This is a genomic window from Kitasatospora sp. NPDC001119 (assembly GCF_053598475.1).
Genome location: NZ_JBSFKI010000029.1, coordinates 87442 through 102747, shown reverse-complemented (window position 1 = coordinate 102747; position 15306 = coordinate 87442). Strand labels below are relative to the sequence as shown.

Annotated in this window: 13 protein-coding genes and 1 tRNA gene; 7 read left to right on the top strand and 7 right to left on the bottom strand. The window is 72.7% G+C overall.

Going from position 1 to position 15306, the window contains the following annotated elements; genetic code table 11:
- Positions 1 to 18: 18 nt before the first annotated feature.
- The gene (locus ACWDD9_RS31020; protein WP_449813387.1) at positions 19 to 1572 is read left to right on the top strand and encodes an MFS transporter; all 1554 of its coding nucleotides are present in this window, start codon (positions 19 to 21) and stop codon (positions 1570 to 1572) included.
- A 118-nt stretch (positions 1573 to 1690) separates the two neighbouring features.
- Here ACWDD9_RS31020 and ACWDD9_RS31015 read toward each other — a convergent pair whose 3' ends face one another.
- Positions 1691 to 2239: a GNAT family N-acetyltransferase gene (locus ACWDD9_RS31015; protein WP_380782304.1), complete on the bottom strand. Its 549-nt coding sequence runs from the start codon at positions 2237 to 2239 to the stop codon at positions 1691 to 1693.
- A 75-nt stretch (positions 2240 to 2314) separates the two neighbouring features.
- On the opposite strand from ACWDD9_RS31015, the gene ACWDD9_RS31010 reads away from it, so the two are divergent.
- Entirely contained in the window at positions 2315 to 2932 is a 618-nt protein-coding gene (locus ACWDD9_RS31010; protein ID WP_449813386.1) for a TetR/AcrR family transcriptional regulator, read from the top strand.
- Positions 2933 to 3183: 251 nt separating this feature from the next.
- Here ACWDD9_RS31010 and ACWDD9_RS31005 read toward each other — a convergent pair.
- Positions 3184 to 3259 (bottom strand) — tRNA-Arg (locus ACWDD9_RS31005).
- A 654-nt stretch (positions 3260 to 3913) separates the two neighbouring features.
- On the opposite strand from ACWDD9_RS31005, the gene ACWDD9_RS31000 reads away from it, so the two are divergent.
- The 5 genes from ACWDD9_RS31000 (at position 3914) to ACWDD9_RS30980 (ending at position 9673) form a co-directional block, all read left to right on the top strand.
- A complete protein-coding gene (locus tag ACWDD9_RS31000; RefSeq protein ID WP_449813385.1) occupies positions 3914 to 4522 on the top strand; it encodes a single-stranded DNA-binding protein in 609 nt (202 codons plus the stop codon).
- Between the two features lie 354 nt (positions 4523 to 4876).
- Positions 4877 to 6313 carry a Cys-Gln thioester bond-forming surface protein gene (locus tag ACWDD9_RS30995; RefSeq protein ID WP_181970694.1) on the top strand — a complete coding sequence of 479 codons (1437 nt, stop codon included), beginning with the start codon at positions 4877 to 4879 and terminating at the stop codon, positions 6311 to 6313.
- 402 nt (positions 6314 to 6715) lie between these two features.
- Positions 6716 to 8380, top strand: coding sequence for an energy-dependent translational throttle protein EttA (ettA, locus tag ACWDD9_RS30990; RefSeq protein ID WP_049657863.1), 1665 nt, complete (start codon positions 6716 to 6718; stop codon positions 8378 to 8380).
- A gap of 127 nt (positions 8381 to 8507) precedes the next feature.
- Entirely contained in the window at positions 8508 to 8951 is a 444-nt protein-coding gene (locus ACWDD9_RS30985; RefSeq protein ID WP_049657866.1) for an acyl-CoA thioesterase, read from the top strand.
- A 35-nt stretch (positions 8952 to 8986) separates the two neighbouring features.
- On the top strand, positions 8987 to 9673 hold the full coding sequence (locus ACWDD9_RS30980) for a hypothetical protein (RefSeq protein ID WP_449813399.1): 687 nt from the start codon (positions 8987 to 8989) through the stop codon (positions 9671 to 9673).
- A gap of 76 nt (positions 9674 to 9749) precedes the next feature.
- Here the strand turns inward: ACWDD9_RS30980 and ACWDD9_RS30975 are convergent, their stop codons facing one another.
- From ACWDD9_RS30975 to ACWDD9_RS30955, 5 genes are all read right to left on the bottom strand, one after another.
- Positions 9750 to 10154 carry a globin gene (locus ACWDD9_RS30975; RefSeq protein ID WP_449813384.1) on the bottom strand — a complete coding sequence of 135 codons (405 nt, stop codon included), beginning with the start codon at positions 10152 to 10154 and terminating at the stop codon, positions 9750 to 9752.
- Positions 10155 to 10274: 120 nt separating this feature from the next.
- Complete coding sequence (locus ACWDD9_RS30970; RefSeq protein ID WP_449813383.1) at positions 10275 to 11411, bottom strand: ABC transporter permease; 1137 nt, start codon at positions 11409 to 11411, stop codon at positions 10275 to 10277.
- Positions 11408 to 12325, bottom strand: coding sequence for an ABC transporter ATP-binding protein (locus ACWDD9_RS30965; protein ID WP_049657872.1), 918 nt, complete (start codon positions 12323 to 12325; stop codon positions 11408 to 11410). Before ACWDD9_RS30965 ends, ACWDD9_RS30970 begins: the two co-directional genes overlap by 4 nt.
- A gap of 201 nt (positions 12326 to 12526) precedes the next feature.
- Positions 12527 to 13837 carry an FHA domain-containing protein gene (locus ACWDD9_RS30960; protein WP_449813382.1) on the bottom strand — a complete coding sequence of 437 codons (1311 nt, stop codon included), beginning with the start codon at positions 13835 to 13837 and terminating at the stop codon, positions 12527 to 12529.
- 73 nt (positions 13838 to 13910) lie between these two features.
- Positions 13911 to 15266, bottom strand: a complete 1356-nt coding sequence (locus ACWDD9_RS30955; protein WP_049660919.1) for a vWA domain-containing protein — start codon at positions 15264 to 15266, stop codon at positions 13911 to 13913.
- Positions 15267 to 15306: the final 40 nt, after the last annotated feature.

Here is a 15306-nt window from a genome sequence, read left to right as displayed (position 1 = left end):
CCCTGGGGGGACCCGACCATGGCCACCGCCGCCGCCGTATCCGCTGCCGCACCCGCGCCGCCGGACACCGCGCTGATGACCCCGGCCCAGCGCAAGCTGGGCATGCTGCTCTGCCTGGTCACGATCGTGCTGGCGGTGCTCGACATGAACATCGTGTCGGCCGCCACCGTGCCGATCGTCCGCGACCTCGACCCCGTCCACGGCGTGGACCGGCTGCCCTGGCTGGTCAGCGCGTTCGCCCTGGCCGCCACCGCGCTGCTGCCGCTGTACGGCAGGCTCTGCGACGTGTACGGCGCCAAGCGCGTGCTGCTCGGGGCCGTCGGCACCTTCCTGCTCGGCTCGGCGCTCTGCGGGGCGGCGCAGTCGATGGACCAGCTGATCGCCTTCCGGGCGGTGCAGGGCGTCGGCGGCGGCGGGCTGATGAGCGTCACCATGGTGGTCATCGCCCAGTTCAAGGACCCGGAGGAGCGCGGCGGCGCCAAGGGCGGGGCCGTGGGCGGGATCGTCGCCGGCCTCGGCATGGCGGTCGGCCCGCTGGTCGGCGCGCTGTTCACCGACCACCTCGGCTGGCGCTGGGTCTTCTACGTCAACCTGCCGCTCGGCCTGCTGGTGCTGGTCGGCGTCGCCCTGGTGGTCAGGCTGCCCCGGGCGACCGGCCGCCGGAGCCTGGACTTCGTCGGCGCGGCCCTCGCGGCGGCCTTCGCGACCGGGCTGCTGCTCGTCACCGAGTGGGGCGGCAAGGACCACGCCTGGACCTCCCCGGTGATCCTCGGGCTCGCCGCCGCGACCCTGGCCGCGCTCGGCCTCTTCCTGTGGCGTCAGGCCACCGCCGCCGAGCCGGTGCTGCCGCTGTCGCTGTTCCGGATCCGCGCGGTGCGGCTGGGCTTCGCGATCCAGGGGCTGGTCGGGATGGGCATGGTCGGCTCGATCATGTACGTGATGCTCTACCTGCAGATCGCCCGGGGCGTCGCCCCGACCTCGGCCAGCCTCTACCTGGTCCCGATGGCGGCCGGGATGACGGCGGCCGGCCTGCTGGTCGGGCGGCTGACCGGGCGCGGCCACCCGCCCCGGACCTTCCTGGCGGCCGGCGCGGGCTGCGCCACGCTCGCCCTCGCCCTGCTCGGCCTCAGCGGGCCGGACACCGGGCTGTGGGCGGTGCTGGCCGAACTCGCCCTGCTGGGCTGCGGGCTGGGGCAGCTGATCGGCCAGCTGGTCACGGTGGTGCAGGAGACCGCGCCCCGGCACCAGCTGGGGGTGGCGACCACCGGGATCCGGTTCTTCCAGAGCCTCGGCAGCGCGCTCGGCGCGGCGCTCTTCGGCACCGTGCTGACCCGGGTCTTCGAGGCGGGCGAGCCGGGGCGGCCGCTCGGCGCGGTCCGGGCGCTGACCGGGGCGGCGCGCGAGCACGCGGTGCGCAGCTTCACGGACGCGGTGGACGTGGTCTTCCTGTCGGCGGGCGGGGTGCTGGCGCTGGCGCTGGTGTGCGTGCTGCGGCTGCGGCCGGCCGAGCTGGCGGGGCCGGCCGGCTCGGCGGGCTCGGCCGGGGCGGCGGGGGTGGCGCCGGCCGCCTGACGGGTCGACGGCCGGCGGGCTGGTGGGCTGGTGGGCCGCCGGGACGGTGCGGTGCGGTTCGGTTCGGTGCGGGGCCCGGTGGGCGGGGGAGTCCACCGGGCCCGGCGCCGTTGCCGGTTCAGGCCCGGCCGGTCCACTCACTGGCCAGCACGGCCCAGATCTCCTTGTCGTAGCGGACCCCGTTGTACGGGTACCACTCGCGCAGCACGCCGTCGCGGGTCATGCCGACCCGCTCGGCGACCGCCCGGCTGCGGGCGTTGACGGAGGAGCACCACCACTCGGCGCGGTGCATGCCGCGGGTGGTGAAGGCGTAGTCGAGCAGCTGCTTGACGGCGGCGGTGATCAGCCCGTGGCCCTCGCCGGCCGGCTCCGTCCAGGCGCCGATCTCGCAGACGCCGGACCGGGCGTCGAAGCTCACGAACATCACGCCGCCGACCAGGGTGCCGTCCAGCCAGATCCCGTAGATCCGCTTCTGGTCGGCGGCCAGGCCGTCGGCGTAGCGCTGGAGGGTGGCGCGGGCGGACTCCAGGTCGACGGAGAAGGTGGCCCAGGGGATCCACGGGTCGGTGTGGGCGCGGGCGCGGTCGAGGTGGGTCAGGAACTCGGGCGCCTGCCAGGGCTCCAGCGGGCGCAGTTCGGCGTTCTCGGTGAGCGGTACGGCAAACACGGGCGGCCTTTCACGGGTGGTGCTGAGGTTGGCTGGACTATTCATAACAAACGTTTGGTACGTAAGATAGCCCCCATGACACCGGCCCGTGGAGACCATGACGCCCGACGCTCGGAAGTCTCCGAGGGGGTGTGGCGGGTGCTCTCCACCCGGGGCTTCGAGGGGCTGACCCTGCGCGCGGTGGCCGCCGAACTGGGTGCCTCCACCGGGCTGTTGACGCACTACTTCCCGAACAAGCGGGCGCTGCTGAGCCACGCCCTGGAGGAGCTGGACCGGCGCTCGCTGGCCCGGCCCCGGCGCACCGCCCCCGCCGACGGCAGCGCGCCGCCGGCCGGCCTGGCCCGGGTGCGGGCGTCGCTGCTGGACGTGCTGCCGCTGGACGGCGAGGCCGCCGCCGACAACCGGATCTGGGTCGGCTCCTGGGACCACGCCTTGGCCGACCCGGAGCTGGCGGCCGCCCACGCGGGCCGCTACGCGCGCTCGCGCACCGCGCTCACGGCGCACGTCGCGGACGCCCAGCAGCTGGGGGAGCTCCCGGTGCGGGCCGACCCGGCCGCGCTCGCGGCGGGGGCGCAGGCCTTCGTGCTGGGCCTGGTGGTCCAGGCGCTGTTCGCCCCGGAGGAGTTCCCGGCGGAGCGGCAGACGGAGCTGCTGGACGCCTACCTGGCCGGGCTGGCCGGGCTGGCGGGGTAGGCCGGGGTGCTTCCGGGCGCGCCGGCTCGGCCCGGGGCGGGCTCCGGCGTGTTCGGGGTGGGGGATTCACCGGGAATTCCGGTTGTTCCGGTTGGCCCCGTTTTTCGCCCCGTTTTCGCGGCGGCCCCGACACGCATGGTCACGAGTTCTGTGCGATGAGTGCGCGGAACGGTTGGTGTACGGGATTACCGACTGGTCCGGAGCGGACACGGAAAGTGTCCGCCGGAGTGGTGGCCTGCGGAATTGCGGGGTGGTGCCCCCAGCAGGATTCGAACCTGCGACCTACCGCTTAGAAGGCGGGTGCTCTATCCGCTGAGCTATGGGGGCGGGACGGGCGGTGCCCTGGCGGGCGCGACCGTGGCCGGGATCGGGCTGGCGAGCGCCGGGGCGCGCGCTGTCCGGCCCCGTACCTGAGGGTGGGGGTGGGGGTGGTGGGCCCTCGCCCTGTCGGGGACAGGATAAGGGTGACCGGTTCCCAGGCCGGGTGTGACGACACCGCCGTTGGTGTGTCGGTTCGGTGGAGCGGTCCGATAATCGCAGGTGAAGGCCGTGAGTGCAGCGGTCTGGGAGTGTTCCGCGCCGGACGTTGTGCAGTCGTTACGGGGCTGCCTCCTCACCCGTTATGGATTCGGCACGGAGAATGCGGCGCCGACGGTGCGGGTGGGGGCCTTAATCGCGGTTGCGCCGGTCGTATGACGTGCGCGGACGGCCGTCGGGGCGCCTTCCGGAGCGCGTTCCCGGGCGGGTTCCGGGGTGCGCCGGCCGGGCGGCGAGCAGCGAGTTTGTTGTCATGGCCGCGAAGAAGCGGGGTCGAAGCGGCGGCGGAAGGCTGAAATTCACCCCTGCGGGTGACAACAGTTCCACAGGCCCGAGTTATCCACAGGATTTCGGAAGTCGGTGGCCCGGATTTCCCCTGAAGTGCACGCTCAAGGCGCACCGGTCGATTCCGTACGGTGCATCGGCGAGAACGGAGGGTGCGCCGTGAGCGAGACGCATGTGACGGTGATCGGCAATGTGGCGACGGAGGTGAGCTACGCCGAAACCAGCGGCGGGGTGCCGATGGCGAACTTCCGGCTCGGCTGCACCGAGCGGCGGTACGACCGGCAGCGCGAGTGCTGGGTGGACGGCGAGACGCAGTGGGTGGCGGTGACGGCCTGGCGGGCGCTGGCGGTCAATCTGATCGGCTCGCTGTCCAAGGGCGATCCGGTGCTGGTGAGCGGCCGGCTGCGGGTGCGCGAGTGGACGGAGGGGGAGGTGAAGCGGAGCCGGGCCGAGATCGACGCCCGATCGGTCGGACACGACCTCACCCGTGGTACCACGGCGTTCCGGTGGGCGGCGGGGGTGCGCGGGCAGCCGCCGGGCGGCGCCGGTCCGGCAGGGGCGGAGGGCGGGGGCGAGGCCGTGCCGGGGTGGATCGTCAGCGCGGTGGAGGCGCGCAGGGGCTCCGGGGCGCCCCCGGCGCCGGCCCCGGCGGCGGTCGCGGCGCCCGTCGTCCGGGCGCTGCCGCCGGGCGGCTGGCCGGCTGCGGGGGAGTCGGGCGAGGTGTCCGGGGCGGAGCGGGGAGGTGGCGCCGAGGATGCCCTGACCTGATCGGTCGGTGACCTTCCCTGTCGACAAATATGTTGATCGAGAACGTCGTTGTGCCCGCACGCGCAATCCGACCGGATAACAGAAAGCGGCCCGGGACTTTCTGGCCGACCGTCAGCTTGTGTGGGACTTGAGGGGATTGATAACGATCCAGATACGGAATCGTCCTGATTTCGCATGGGGGTTTCCGGGCCTCTGGGGCTCAATAGGATTCGTCTGGTTCATACCCGTAGCAGTGCCACAGGGGGCACGCGCGGAACGGCAAGTCGGCGGGCCGCCCACTCGGTGCGGCCCGGCCCGGAGGGATCCCAGATGTTCCAGAGGCAGGGGCGGAGTCTGTCCCGGATAACCACTGTCATGCTCACGACCAGCTTGGCGCTTGGCGGAGGCCTGTTCGCGGCCGGTGCGGCGGTCGCGGCCGGCGCCCCGACCTCGGGCGTGACGGCGGAAGTCCAGAACGAGATGCTCGGCGAGAAGATCGACGTCGAGGGCAAGGGCACCGTCGACGGCGGTCTGTTCACCCTCAAGACGGCTGCCGGGGAGAAGCTCCGGACGTACTGCATCGACTTCGACAACCCGGTCTACCTGGACAGCGGCGCCAAGTACCACGAGGCGGACTGGGCGTCGAGCTCGCTCAACAGCAACGCGAACGCCCCCAAGATCCGCTGGATCCTGGACAACTCGTACCCGCAGGCCAGCCTGACGTCCCTCGCGACGGCCGCCGGCGTCGACAGCCTGACCGACGCGGACGCCGCCGCCGGCACCCAGGCCGCGATCTGGAAGTTCTCGGACAACAAGAACGCCGTCCCGCGCAACGACAAGGCCAAGAAGCTGCGCGACTACCTCGTCGGCGACGCCAACAAGGGCGTCGCGGCCGAGCCGAAGCCCTCGCTGACCCTCTCCCCGGACTCGGTCTCCGGGAAGTCGGGCGGCAAGCTCGGCCCGTTCCTGCTGAACTCCAGCGCGAACGAGGTCAAGCTGACCGTCACCGGCGACGCCGCGGACAAGATCAAGCTGCTGGACAAGGACAGCAAGCCGGTCAACGGCAGCCTGGCCGGTCCGATCGGCAAGGACACCCCGCTGTTCCTGGACGTGCCGGCCGGCACCCCGGACGGCAAGGCCGCCATCAACGCCACCGCCGAGGCCACCGTGCTCAGCGGCCGGGTCTTCATGAGCGGCGTGGACTCCCGCGGCCGCCACAGCCAGACCATGATCCTGGCCGGTTCCACCAAGGTGAACGTCGCCGGCGGCGCCAAGGCCACCTGGAAGCAGGGCAAGGGCGCGCTGATCGACAGCACCGCCAAGGAGGAGTGCGCCACCGGCGGCGTGCGGGTGTCCGTCACCAACAGCGGTGACGAGGCCGCCACCGTCACGGTCGGCAAGCAGCAGGTCGCCGTCCAGCCGGGCAAGACCGAGAGCGTGCTCGTCAAGGTCGAGGAGAAGGCGCACTACGACTTCACCGTGACCGGCCCGAACGGCTACACCAAGCAGTTCACCGGCGTCCTGGACTGCAAGGTCGGCGTGACGCCGACCCCGGCCCCGACCACCCCCGCCGCGACCGGCACGCCGTCCGGCACCCCGAGCGCGGCCCCGTCGGGCACCCCGAGCACCGGCGCCGGCCAGCCGACCCCGGCGACCACCAGCGCCGCCCCGGGCACCGGTGGCCTGGCCCAGACCGGTGCCAATGACTCCACCCCGATCCTCGCCGCCGTCGCCGGTGGCCTGGTCGTGGCCGGTGGCGCCGCCGTCTTCGTCCTGCGCCGCCGCGGCCGCCACGGTCGCACCACCGCCTGAACCGTCCGAACCGCCTGAGGCGCCCGAAGCGCCCGAAGCGACGGAACCGCCCGAGCGGGCCGGGGGTCACCGACCTCCCGAGGCCCTGAGAGCGGCAACCGGCCCGGCTCCCCGCACCCGCTGCGGGGAGCCGGGCCGTCGCGTTTCCCGGGCGGGCCTCCGGGGGCGTCGGCCACGGGGCGGCGGGGCCCGGGGTGGGCGGGGTGCCGGCCGGGGAGAGGCGGCCGGGAGGGCGGGAGCGGGGCACCGGGCGGCCGCCGTCCGGGCGGCGGGGCCGGGGCGGGCGGGAGCGCTTCCGGATACCCCGGTGGGGTCATCCAGGCGATTCGGGCCTCAGGGCCGGGTGCGGCACAATGGAAGGCTGCAAGCCGAATACTCCCGACGACGCCGGAGCGATCTCACGTGGCGGAATACATCTACACGATGCGCAAGGTGCGCAAGGCTCACGGAGACAAGGTCATCCTTGACGACGTGACGCTCAGCTTCCTCCCCGGAGCGAAGATCGGCGTCGTGGGCCCCAACGGCGCCGGTAAGTCCACCGTGCTGAAGATGATGGCCGGCCTGGAGCACCCCTCCAACGGCGACGCCTTCCTCTCGCCCGGTTTCACCGTCGGCATGCTGCTCCAGGAGCCGCCGCTGGACGAGACCAAGACCGTCCTGGAGAACGTCGAGGACGGCGTCAAGGAGATCAAGGGGAAGCTCGACCGCTTCAACGAGATCGCCGAGCTGATGGCGACCGACTACTCGGACGCCCTGCTGGACGAGATGGGCAAGCTCCAGGAGGAGCTGGACCACGCCAACGCGTGGGACCTGGAGGCCCAGCTGGAGCAGGCCATGGACGCCCTGGGCTGCCCGCCCGGCGACTGGCCGGTCACCAAGCTCTCCGGTGGCGAGAAGCGCCGCGTGGCGCTCTGCAAGCTGCTGCTGGAGTCCCCCGACCTGCTGCTGCTCGACGAGCCCACCAACCACCTGGACGCCGAGTCGGTGAACTGGCTGGAGCAGCACCTGGCCAAGTACCCCGGCACCGTCGTCGCCGTCACCCACGACCGGTACTTCCTGGACAACGTGGCCGGCTGGATCCTGGAGCTCGACCGCGGCCGCGCGATCGGCTACGAGGGCAACTACTCCACCTACCTGGAGTCCAAGCAGTCCCGCCTGAAGGTCGAGGGGCAGAAGGACGCCAAGCGCGCCAAGCGCCTCAAGGAGGAGCTGGAGTGGGTCCGCTCCAACGCCAAGGGCCGCCAGGCGAAGTCCAAGGCCCGTCTGGCCCGCTACGAGGAGATGGCGGCCGAGGCGGACAAGATGCGGAAGCTGGACTTCGAGGAGATCCAGATCCCGCCGGGCCCGCGCCTGGGCAGCATCGTCATCGAGGTCGAGAACCTCAACAAGGCCTTCGGTGAGAAGGTCCTGATCGACGACCTGAGTTTCACCCTGCCGCGCAACGGCATCGTCGGCATCATCGGCCCGAACGGCGCCGGCAAGACCACCCTGTTCAAGATGCTCCAGGACCTGGAGACCCCGGACAGCGGCACGGTCAAGGTCGGCGAGACGGTCAAGATCAGCTACGTCGACCAGACCCGCGCCAACATCGACCCGAAGAAGACCCTCTGGGAGGTCGTCTCCGACGGTCTGGACTGGATCAACGTCGGCCAGGTCGAGATGCCGTCCCGCGCCTACGTGTCGGCCTTCGGCTTCAAGGGCCCGGACCAGCAGAAGCCGGCCGGCGTGCTCTCCGGTGGTGAGCGCAACCGCCTGAACCTGGCGCTGACCCTCAAGCAGGGCGGCAACCTGCTGCTCCTCGACGAGCCCACCAACGACCTCGACGTCGAGACGCTCTCCTCGCTGGAGAACGCCCTGCTGGAGTTCCCCGGCTGCGCCGTGGTCATCTCCCACGACCGCTGGTTCCTGGACCGGGTGGCCACCCACATCCTCGCCTACGAGGGCGAGAGCAAGTGGTTCTGGTTCGAGGGCAACTTCGAGTCGTACGAGAAGAACAAGATCGAGCGGCTCGGCGCCGACGCCGCCCGTCCGCACCGGGCCACGTACAAGAAGCTGACCCGAGGCTGACACCCAGCCGTCACAACGGCCCGGCAGACTGCCCTCCGGGGCGGCCTGCCGGGCCGCGGCCCGTCGCCGACCGCCCGCCGCCCGGCGGTGGACGGCGGCGGGCGACCGGACACCGAGGAGAACTCCCGTGGCTCGCCACATCTACGCCTGCCCGCTGCGCTGGTCCGACATGGACGCCTTCGGGCACGTCAACAACGTGGTCTTCCTGCGCTACCTGGAGGAGGCCCGGATCGACTTCATGTTCACCCAGGCCGCCGCGGCCGGTGCCGGGGAGTTCGCGGGCGGCTCGGTGGTGGCCCGCCACGAGATCGACTACAAGCGTCCGCTGGTGCACCGGCCCGAGCCGGTCACCATCGAGACCTGGGTGACGAAGATCGGCGGCGCCTCGCTGACCGTCTCGTACGAGATCAAGGACGTCGCCGAGGACGGCGGCGACATCGTGTACGTCCGGGCGTCCACCGTGGTCGTCCCCTACGACCTGGCCGAGGGCCGGCCGCGCCGGATCTCGCCGGTGGAGCGGGAGTTCCTCGGCCGCTTCATGGACGAAGAGCCGGTAGTCGCCGCCGTCTGACCGCACCCGACGATTCGAGCTGAACCACTGTGACCATCACCGCCCGTCTCGCCCTGACCGACACCGGGGAGGCCGCCGACCTCTCCGCCTTCCTGCTGCGCCTGCTGCGCTTCGACCGGGCGGCGGCCGTCCGGATCCAGGCGGTGGGCCCGGGCGAGGGGGACGGCGTGCTGGCGGTCTTCGGACGGCTGCCGCTGGGCGACTCGGGCGTGCTGGCGATCCGCACGGCCCGGCTGGACGGTCTGGACGAGCCGGTGGACCTGACCGTCTCCGCGGGCCAGCTGCTGGACGGCGTGGACGCCGGGTCGGGCGCCGTCGCGCTGCCCGCGCCGGTGACCGGTCCGGCCTGGGCCGGGCTGCTGCCGCCGCGCACCGGCTGGCGCCCGGTCGGCACTCCGCCGGCGGCCGAGGTGTGCCGCGAACTGATGGCGGCGGTCAGGGAGTTCCGCGAGCGCAGCGAGGCCGTCCCGGAGCACCACCGCACCCGCGCGGTGCTGGACCGGCTGGCGGACGAGGTGTGGTCCCGTCCGGTCTCGGTGCTGCCGGAGCTGCCGCTGCGCGCCGTGCACGCCTCGTACCGGATCGGCTTCCTGAGCCCCGAGGCGCCGCTCTCGGTGCACCGGGCGGGCGGCTGGCTGCGGTTGAGCTCCCCGGTGGGCTCGGTGGTGGTGCGGACCGCGGCCGCGCCGGGCGCGGGGCTGGGCCTCAGCCCGCTCCGGTAACAGCGGTCCGGGGCCAGTCCCGCTCCGCCGACGAGTGGTCCGGCCCCGGCCCGCCCCGCCGAGGAGCGCTCCGGGCTCAGCCCGGGGTGTTGATCATCGAGGCGGCGGCGTAGACCAGGTACTCGAGCAGCTGCTGCTCGTGCTCGGCCGGCAGCTCCAGGTCCGCGACGGCCGCCCGCATGTGGGTGAGCCAGGCGTCGTGCGCGGCCTTGTCGACCTTGAACGGTGCGTGCCGCATCCGCAGCCGCGGGTGGCCGCGCCGCTCGCTGTAGGTGCGCGGGCCGCCCCAGTACTGCATCAGGAAGAGGGCCATCCGCTCCTCGGCGGGCCCGAGGTCCTCCTCGGGGTACATCGGCCGCAGCAACTCGTCCTCGGCGATGCCTTCGTAGAACCGGTGGGCCAGCCGCCGGAAGGTCGGCTCACCGCCGACCTGGTCGTAGAAGGTCTCCTCGCTCAACGTGCCTCGCTGGATCTCTCTCACCCGACCATGGTCGCAGACGCCGACGGGGTCGTACACCGGGACCAAAGGCGTACGACCCCGTCGGGAGGGGACCGGCGGACGTCGGCGCGGACGTCGGCGTAGCAGATCAGCGCCGGACGGTCAGTCCTCCCAGCGGAACAGCTTCCAGGAGATGCCGGTCAGCACGGCCGCGAAGAGCAGCAGGCCGCCCATGGTCGGCACGGCGTCCATGACGCCGCCGCCGCGGGTGAGCACCGACTGGGCGGATTCGACCAGGTAGTGCAGCGGCATGACCTTGGAGACGGCCTTCAGCCACTCCGGGGCGCCGTCCAGCGGGAAGAACGAGCCGGACAGGAAGGACATCGGCAGCACGATGATCTGCGAGATGCCGTTGGCCGCCTCCTCGGTCTTGGCGACCGAGCCGGCCAGCAGGCCGATCGACATGAAGGCGAGCGTCGCGCAGGCCACCAGCGGGATGACCAGCCACCAGTTGCCGGTGAGTTTCAGCCCGAAGAAGCCGGTCGCGACCACCAGGAAGACGGCGGTCTGCAGGAACGCGGTCAGCAGCGAGACCAGGACCCGGGAGCTGATCACGGTTCCGGCGCTGAGCGGGGCCAGCCGCAACCGGCGCAGCACCTTGGTCTTGCGCCAGTTGACCAGGGTCAGCGCGGCACCGAACACCGCGCCGGTGGCGACGGCCCAGCCGAGCAGGCCGGGGGTGAGGAACTGGATCGGCTTGAGCGACTTGTCCTCGACCTGCTGGGAGTCCAGCACGAAGGCCGGCTTCTGCCCGGTGGCGGCCTGGTTGGCGCTCTGGACCACCGAGTTGAGGATGCCCTGGAGCGCGCCGGCCCGGACCTGGTCGGCGGCGGTGTAGCGCAGCTCGACCGTGCCGTTCGGGCCCTGCTTGATCAGCGCGTCGTAGTCGCCCTTGCGGACCTTCTCCAGCGTGCCGGCCTCGTCGTCGGTCTTCGTGATGGTGAGGACCTTGTCCAGCCCGGCCCGGTCCTCGCCCTGGATCGAGTCGAACAGCTTCACCGCGCCGACCTGCGCCACCTTGGCGTGCGGGCTGCCGGAGCCCTTGGTCACGGAGCCGAAGAAGACCAGGAACACCAGCGGGAACAGCAGGATGAAGAAGGCCGCGGTGCGGTCGCGCTTCATCCCGAGCAGCATGGCGCGGGACAGGCTCCAGAACGCGCTGACCCGCTCCCGCTCGCCGGCGGCCGGGCCGCCGCGCCGGGCGGGGGCCTGCGGCTCGGTGGGGGTGGTGGCGGTCATGCGCGGAACTCCCGTCCGGTCAGCTGGAGGAAGACGTCCTCCAGGGTGGCGCCGCGCACTTCCAGGCCGCGCAGCGCGTTCTGCTCGGCGAGGACGCTGAGCACCGGAGCCGGGAGGCGGGTGGAGACGGAGAGCGAGACGCTGTCGTCCTCCAGGGTGGCGATCTCCGCGCCGGCCGCGGTCAGCAGCTCCCGGGCGCGCTCGAGCGGGAGCTGGCCGGAGGCCACGCTGATCCGGACGGTGTCGTCGATCTCGCGGATCAGCGCCGCCGGGGCGCCGGTGTGCAGGATCTTGCCGTGGTCCATGATCGAGACCCGGTCGCAGAGCACCTCGGCCTCGTCCAGGTAGTGCGTGGTCAGCACGACCGTGCGGCCCTCGGCGTTGATGTCCCGCAGGAGGTCCCAGAGGTTGCGCCGGGCCTGCGGGTCCAGCCCGGTGGTGGGCTCGTCCAGGAAGACGAGCTCCGGGTCGTGGGCCAGCGCGCAGGCGATCGACAGGCGCTGGGCCTGGCCGCCGGACATCTGGTCGGTCAGGGTCTCGGCCTTGTCCGAGAGGCCGACCCGCTCCAGCATCGCGTCGGCCCGCTTGGGGCCGACCCCGTAGAACGACGCGAAGGTGCGGATGGTCTCCCGGGCCGTCAGTTTCCGGAAGAAAGCGGAGGCCTGGAACTGCACGCCGATTCGCGGCAGCAGTTTCGGATTTCGCGGCCAGGGCGCCATGCCCAGCAGCTCGACCCGGCCCTCGTCCGGTTTCCGGACGCCCTCCAGGATCTCCATCGTGGTGGTCTTCCCGGCGCCGTTCGGGCCCAGGATCCCGTAGAACTCGCCGGCCTCGACGGTGAACGACACCCCGTCGACGGCCTGCACATCCCCGTACCGCTGGCGGATGCCGTCAGCGGATATAGCAGCAGTCATGTGGCCTGAGCCTAGGGGCAGGGAAGGCTCCGGCGCACGCCCGCGGCGGCGAATTTGCGGATATTTTGAGGATGACCCAAACAAATCCGGGCCGGGCGGATGTCGAATTCCGCCCGGCCCGGCCGGAGTTGTCACCGACGTGTGGTCAGGTAACGATTTGACGGGTTTTCAGTCGGAGAATCCCCTCCGACCGGCGGCCGGTCAGCCGCGGTGCACGGTGATGGTGGTCCAGGCGCCGATGTGGATCCGGTCGCCGTCGTTCAGCGGTACCGCGGTGTGCGGCGGGACGGGCTCCGCGCCGCCGTTCATGGTGGTGCCGTTGGTCGAGTCCTGGTCCACCAGGACCCAGCTGCCGTCCGCCTGTTCGGCGAGCAGCGCGTGCTGGTGCGAGGCGCCCGGGTCCTCCGGCGGGACGGACAGGTCGATCTCCGGCACCGTGCCGCGGTGCTGGCTGCGCCGCCCGATCCGCAGCTGGCCGCGGCCGGTCAGCGGGATCCGGCGCTCGGGGCAGTACGGCGGGAAGAACAGGCCGGCCGCCTCGGGGCCGCTGCGGGCCATCATGTCGGTGAAGTAGTCCCGGTCGGCCGAGACCACGGCGATCCAGTTGGTCCGCACCGGCTCGGCCGGGGCGGTCTCCTGGGGCTGCTGGGGGACGGGCGGGGCCAGGTTGAACGAGGTGCCGAAGTCGCCGCCGCGGTTGTTCGGGCCGGGGCCGGTCGGCTGGGCGTACACCGGGCCGGAGTCCTCGCGCACCGAGGTGTCGGGGAACGCGCCCTCCGGCGGCGGGTAGCCGTAGGTGTGCTGGTGCGCCGGGGCCTGGGGCTGCTGGGGGACGGGCGGGGCGACGGCCTGCTGGGCCGCCGGCGGCTGGCCGAGCGGGGACTGCCCGAGCGGCTGCTGGCCGAACGGCGGTTGGCCGTGCGGCGGTTGTCCCGCCGGGGCATGGCCGTGCGGCGGCTGACCGGCCTGGGCGTGGCCGTGCTGGGCCTGCTGCGGCGGGGGGCCGCCGTAGGAGGCCGGGATGTTCAGCGGCGGCTGCTGCGGCGGCTGTTGCTGCTGCTGTGCCGCGCCGGGCACCTGGCGGCGCGAGGGCGTGGAGAGCTCGTAGTCGTAGCCGCACTCCTCGCAGAACCGTCCGGTCTGCGGGCTGCGGCAGATCGGGCAGACGGCCAGGCCCGCGGTGAGGCCCTGCGGTCCGGCCTGCGGCGGGACGGCCCCGTGCGGGGGTACGGCCCCGTGTCGGCCCGGGGGCACCAGGCCGGGCGGCGGCAGGGGTGCCCCGGGCGGCGGGACGGCCCCCGGCGGCATCGGCGGCGGAGGCGGCGGCGCGCCGAAGGAGGCGCCGCCGTACCCCGGGTGTCCGGAGTGCGCGCCGGGCGCGGAGTCGCCCCCGTGCGCCCCCGGGTAGCCTCCGTGCGCCCCCGGCGCAGGGGCCGGCGGAGTCATCGGGAAGCCGCAGAAGTCGCACCAGTCCTCGGCCTGCGACTCGTGGCCCCTCGGGCAGATCGGCATCAGGTCCCCCTCGTTTCGGGCCGGCTCCGTGCGGCGTCGCGCCGGGGTGCCGGCCCGGTCACGTCTTCAGCGGTCACTTCTTCACACGTACCGTCTTGGTCGACCGGGTCTCAAGGGTCATCGAGTCGGCCTCGCTCACGTTCTTACGGAACCGAACCGTACCCTCCTTCGGGTCCACCACGTCCACCACCTTCTGGAGCAGCTTGTAGGTGCCCTCGTTCCCGGTCGCGTGGGCGATCCGGACGGCGGCGCCCAGCTTGGCGGTCGCCCGGTCGACGTCCCCGGCCCGGTGGGCCTCCAGGCCCTCCTGGATGGAGGAGGCGAGCTCGGCCTGCCCGGTGTAGTGGGCGACCTGCGGGCTGATCCGGGTGGAGGAGGCCAGGTCGTCGGTCCAGACCGCCTTGACCAGGCCCTGGGTGAGCACCTCGGGGGTGCCGCCGGCGACCTGCTCGGGCAGCACCAGGCTGATCCGGGCGGCCAGCATCTCGTTGCCGACCGAGGCGGCCGGCACCTCGACGCAGACGTGGTAGTCGCGGCTCTCGTCGCCCCAGGAGCCGGTGGGGTAGTCGCCGGCCCGGGGGCCGGCCTCGGTGCGGCGGGAGCTCAGGTCCTCGACCGCGGGGGCGACCTGCTTGACGAACCGGACCCTGGCGTTGGCCGGGGTCCAGATCCGCAGCGCGACGTCGGCGACCTGCTTGCCCATCGCGCCGGCCATCATCGAGCGGAAGTCCTCGGCCAGGCCGGAGGGCTCGGCGACGATGTCGGTGGTGCCGAGCAGCGCCGAGGAGATGCGGCGCAGCTCGTCGATCCGCCAGTCGGTGCCCACGCCGCGGCAGTCGGCGGTGAAGTGGCCGGTCACCCGTTCGACGGTGCGGGCCAGGTCCTCGGCCGACTCGTGCTCGTTGTTGCCGTCGGTGAGCAGGACGGCGTGCCGGATGGCGATGTCGCGGCGGGTGAGGAAGAGCTGGTCGGCCTTGGCCAGCCAGGTGCCCATCGCGGTGCCGCCGGCCGCGGTGAGCCGGCGCAGCGACTCCTTGGCCTGCGCGCGGGTGGTGGCGGAGGCGGTGGCGAGGGTGCCGTCGCCGGGGTAGATGTCGCGGGCCTCGTGGGTGCCGGCGACGACCGCGAAGGCGGTGCCGTCGCGCAGCGCGTCGATGGCGGCGGCGGTGGCCTCGCGGGCGCCGTTGATCTTGGTCTTGGGGTAGTCCATCGAGCCCGAGCAGTCCACCAGGACGACCACGGCCGCCGCGGTGCCGGCGCCCGCCGCGGTGGCGTCGGCGAAGCCGAGGGGCCGGCCGCCCGAGGTGCCGCCGCCGGTCGCCGTGACGGTGACGATGGCGTTGACCTCGCGGGCGCCGTCGGCCAGGTACTCGTTCTGGAAGATCTCCACGTTGAACCTGGGCAGGTTCGGCTTCGCCAGTGTTGCCATGGGGCGGTCGGCTCCCGTCGGGTGAGGGGTGGACGTGCTC

Coding starts and splice junctions, on each gene's coding strand:
- ACWDD9_RS31020 (WP_449813387.1), top strand. CDS start 19: ATGGCCACCGCCGCCGCCGTATCCGCTGCCGCACCCGCGCCGCCGGAC.
- ACWDD9_RS31010 (WP_449813386.1), top strand. CDS start 2,315: ATGACACCGGCCCGTGGAGACCATGACGCCCGACGCTCGGAAGTCTCC.
- ACWDD9_RS30995 (WP_181970694.1), top strand. CDS start 4,877: ATGCTCACGACCAGCTTGGCGCTTGGCGGAGGCCTGTTCGCGGCCGGT.
- ACWDD9_RS30970 (WP_449813383.1), bottom strand. CDS start 11,411: ATGACCGCCACCACCCCCACCGAGCCGCAGGCCCCCGCCCGGCGCGGC.
- ACWDD9_RS30965 (WP_049657872.1), bottom strand. CDS start 12,325: ATGACTGCTGCTATATCCGCTGACGGCATCCGCCAGCGGTACGGGGAT.
- ACWDD9_RS30960 (WP_449813382.1), bottom strand. CDS start 13,837: ATGCCGATCTGCCCGAGGGGCCACGAGTCGCAGGCCGAGGACTGGTGC.
- ACWDD9_RS30955 (WP_049660919.1), bottom strand. CDS start 15,266: ATGGCAACACTGGCGAAGCCGAACCTGCCCAGGTTCAACGTGGAGATC.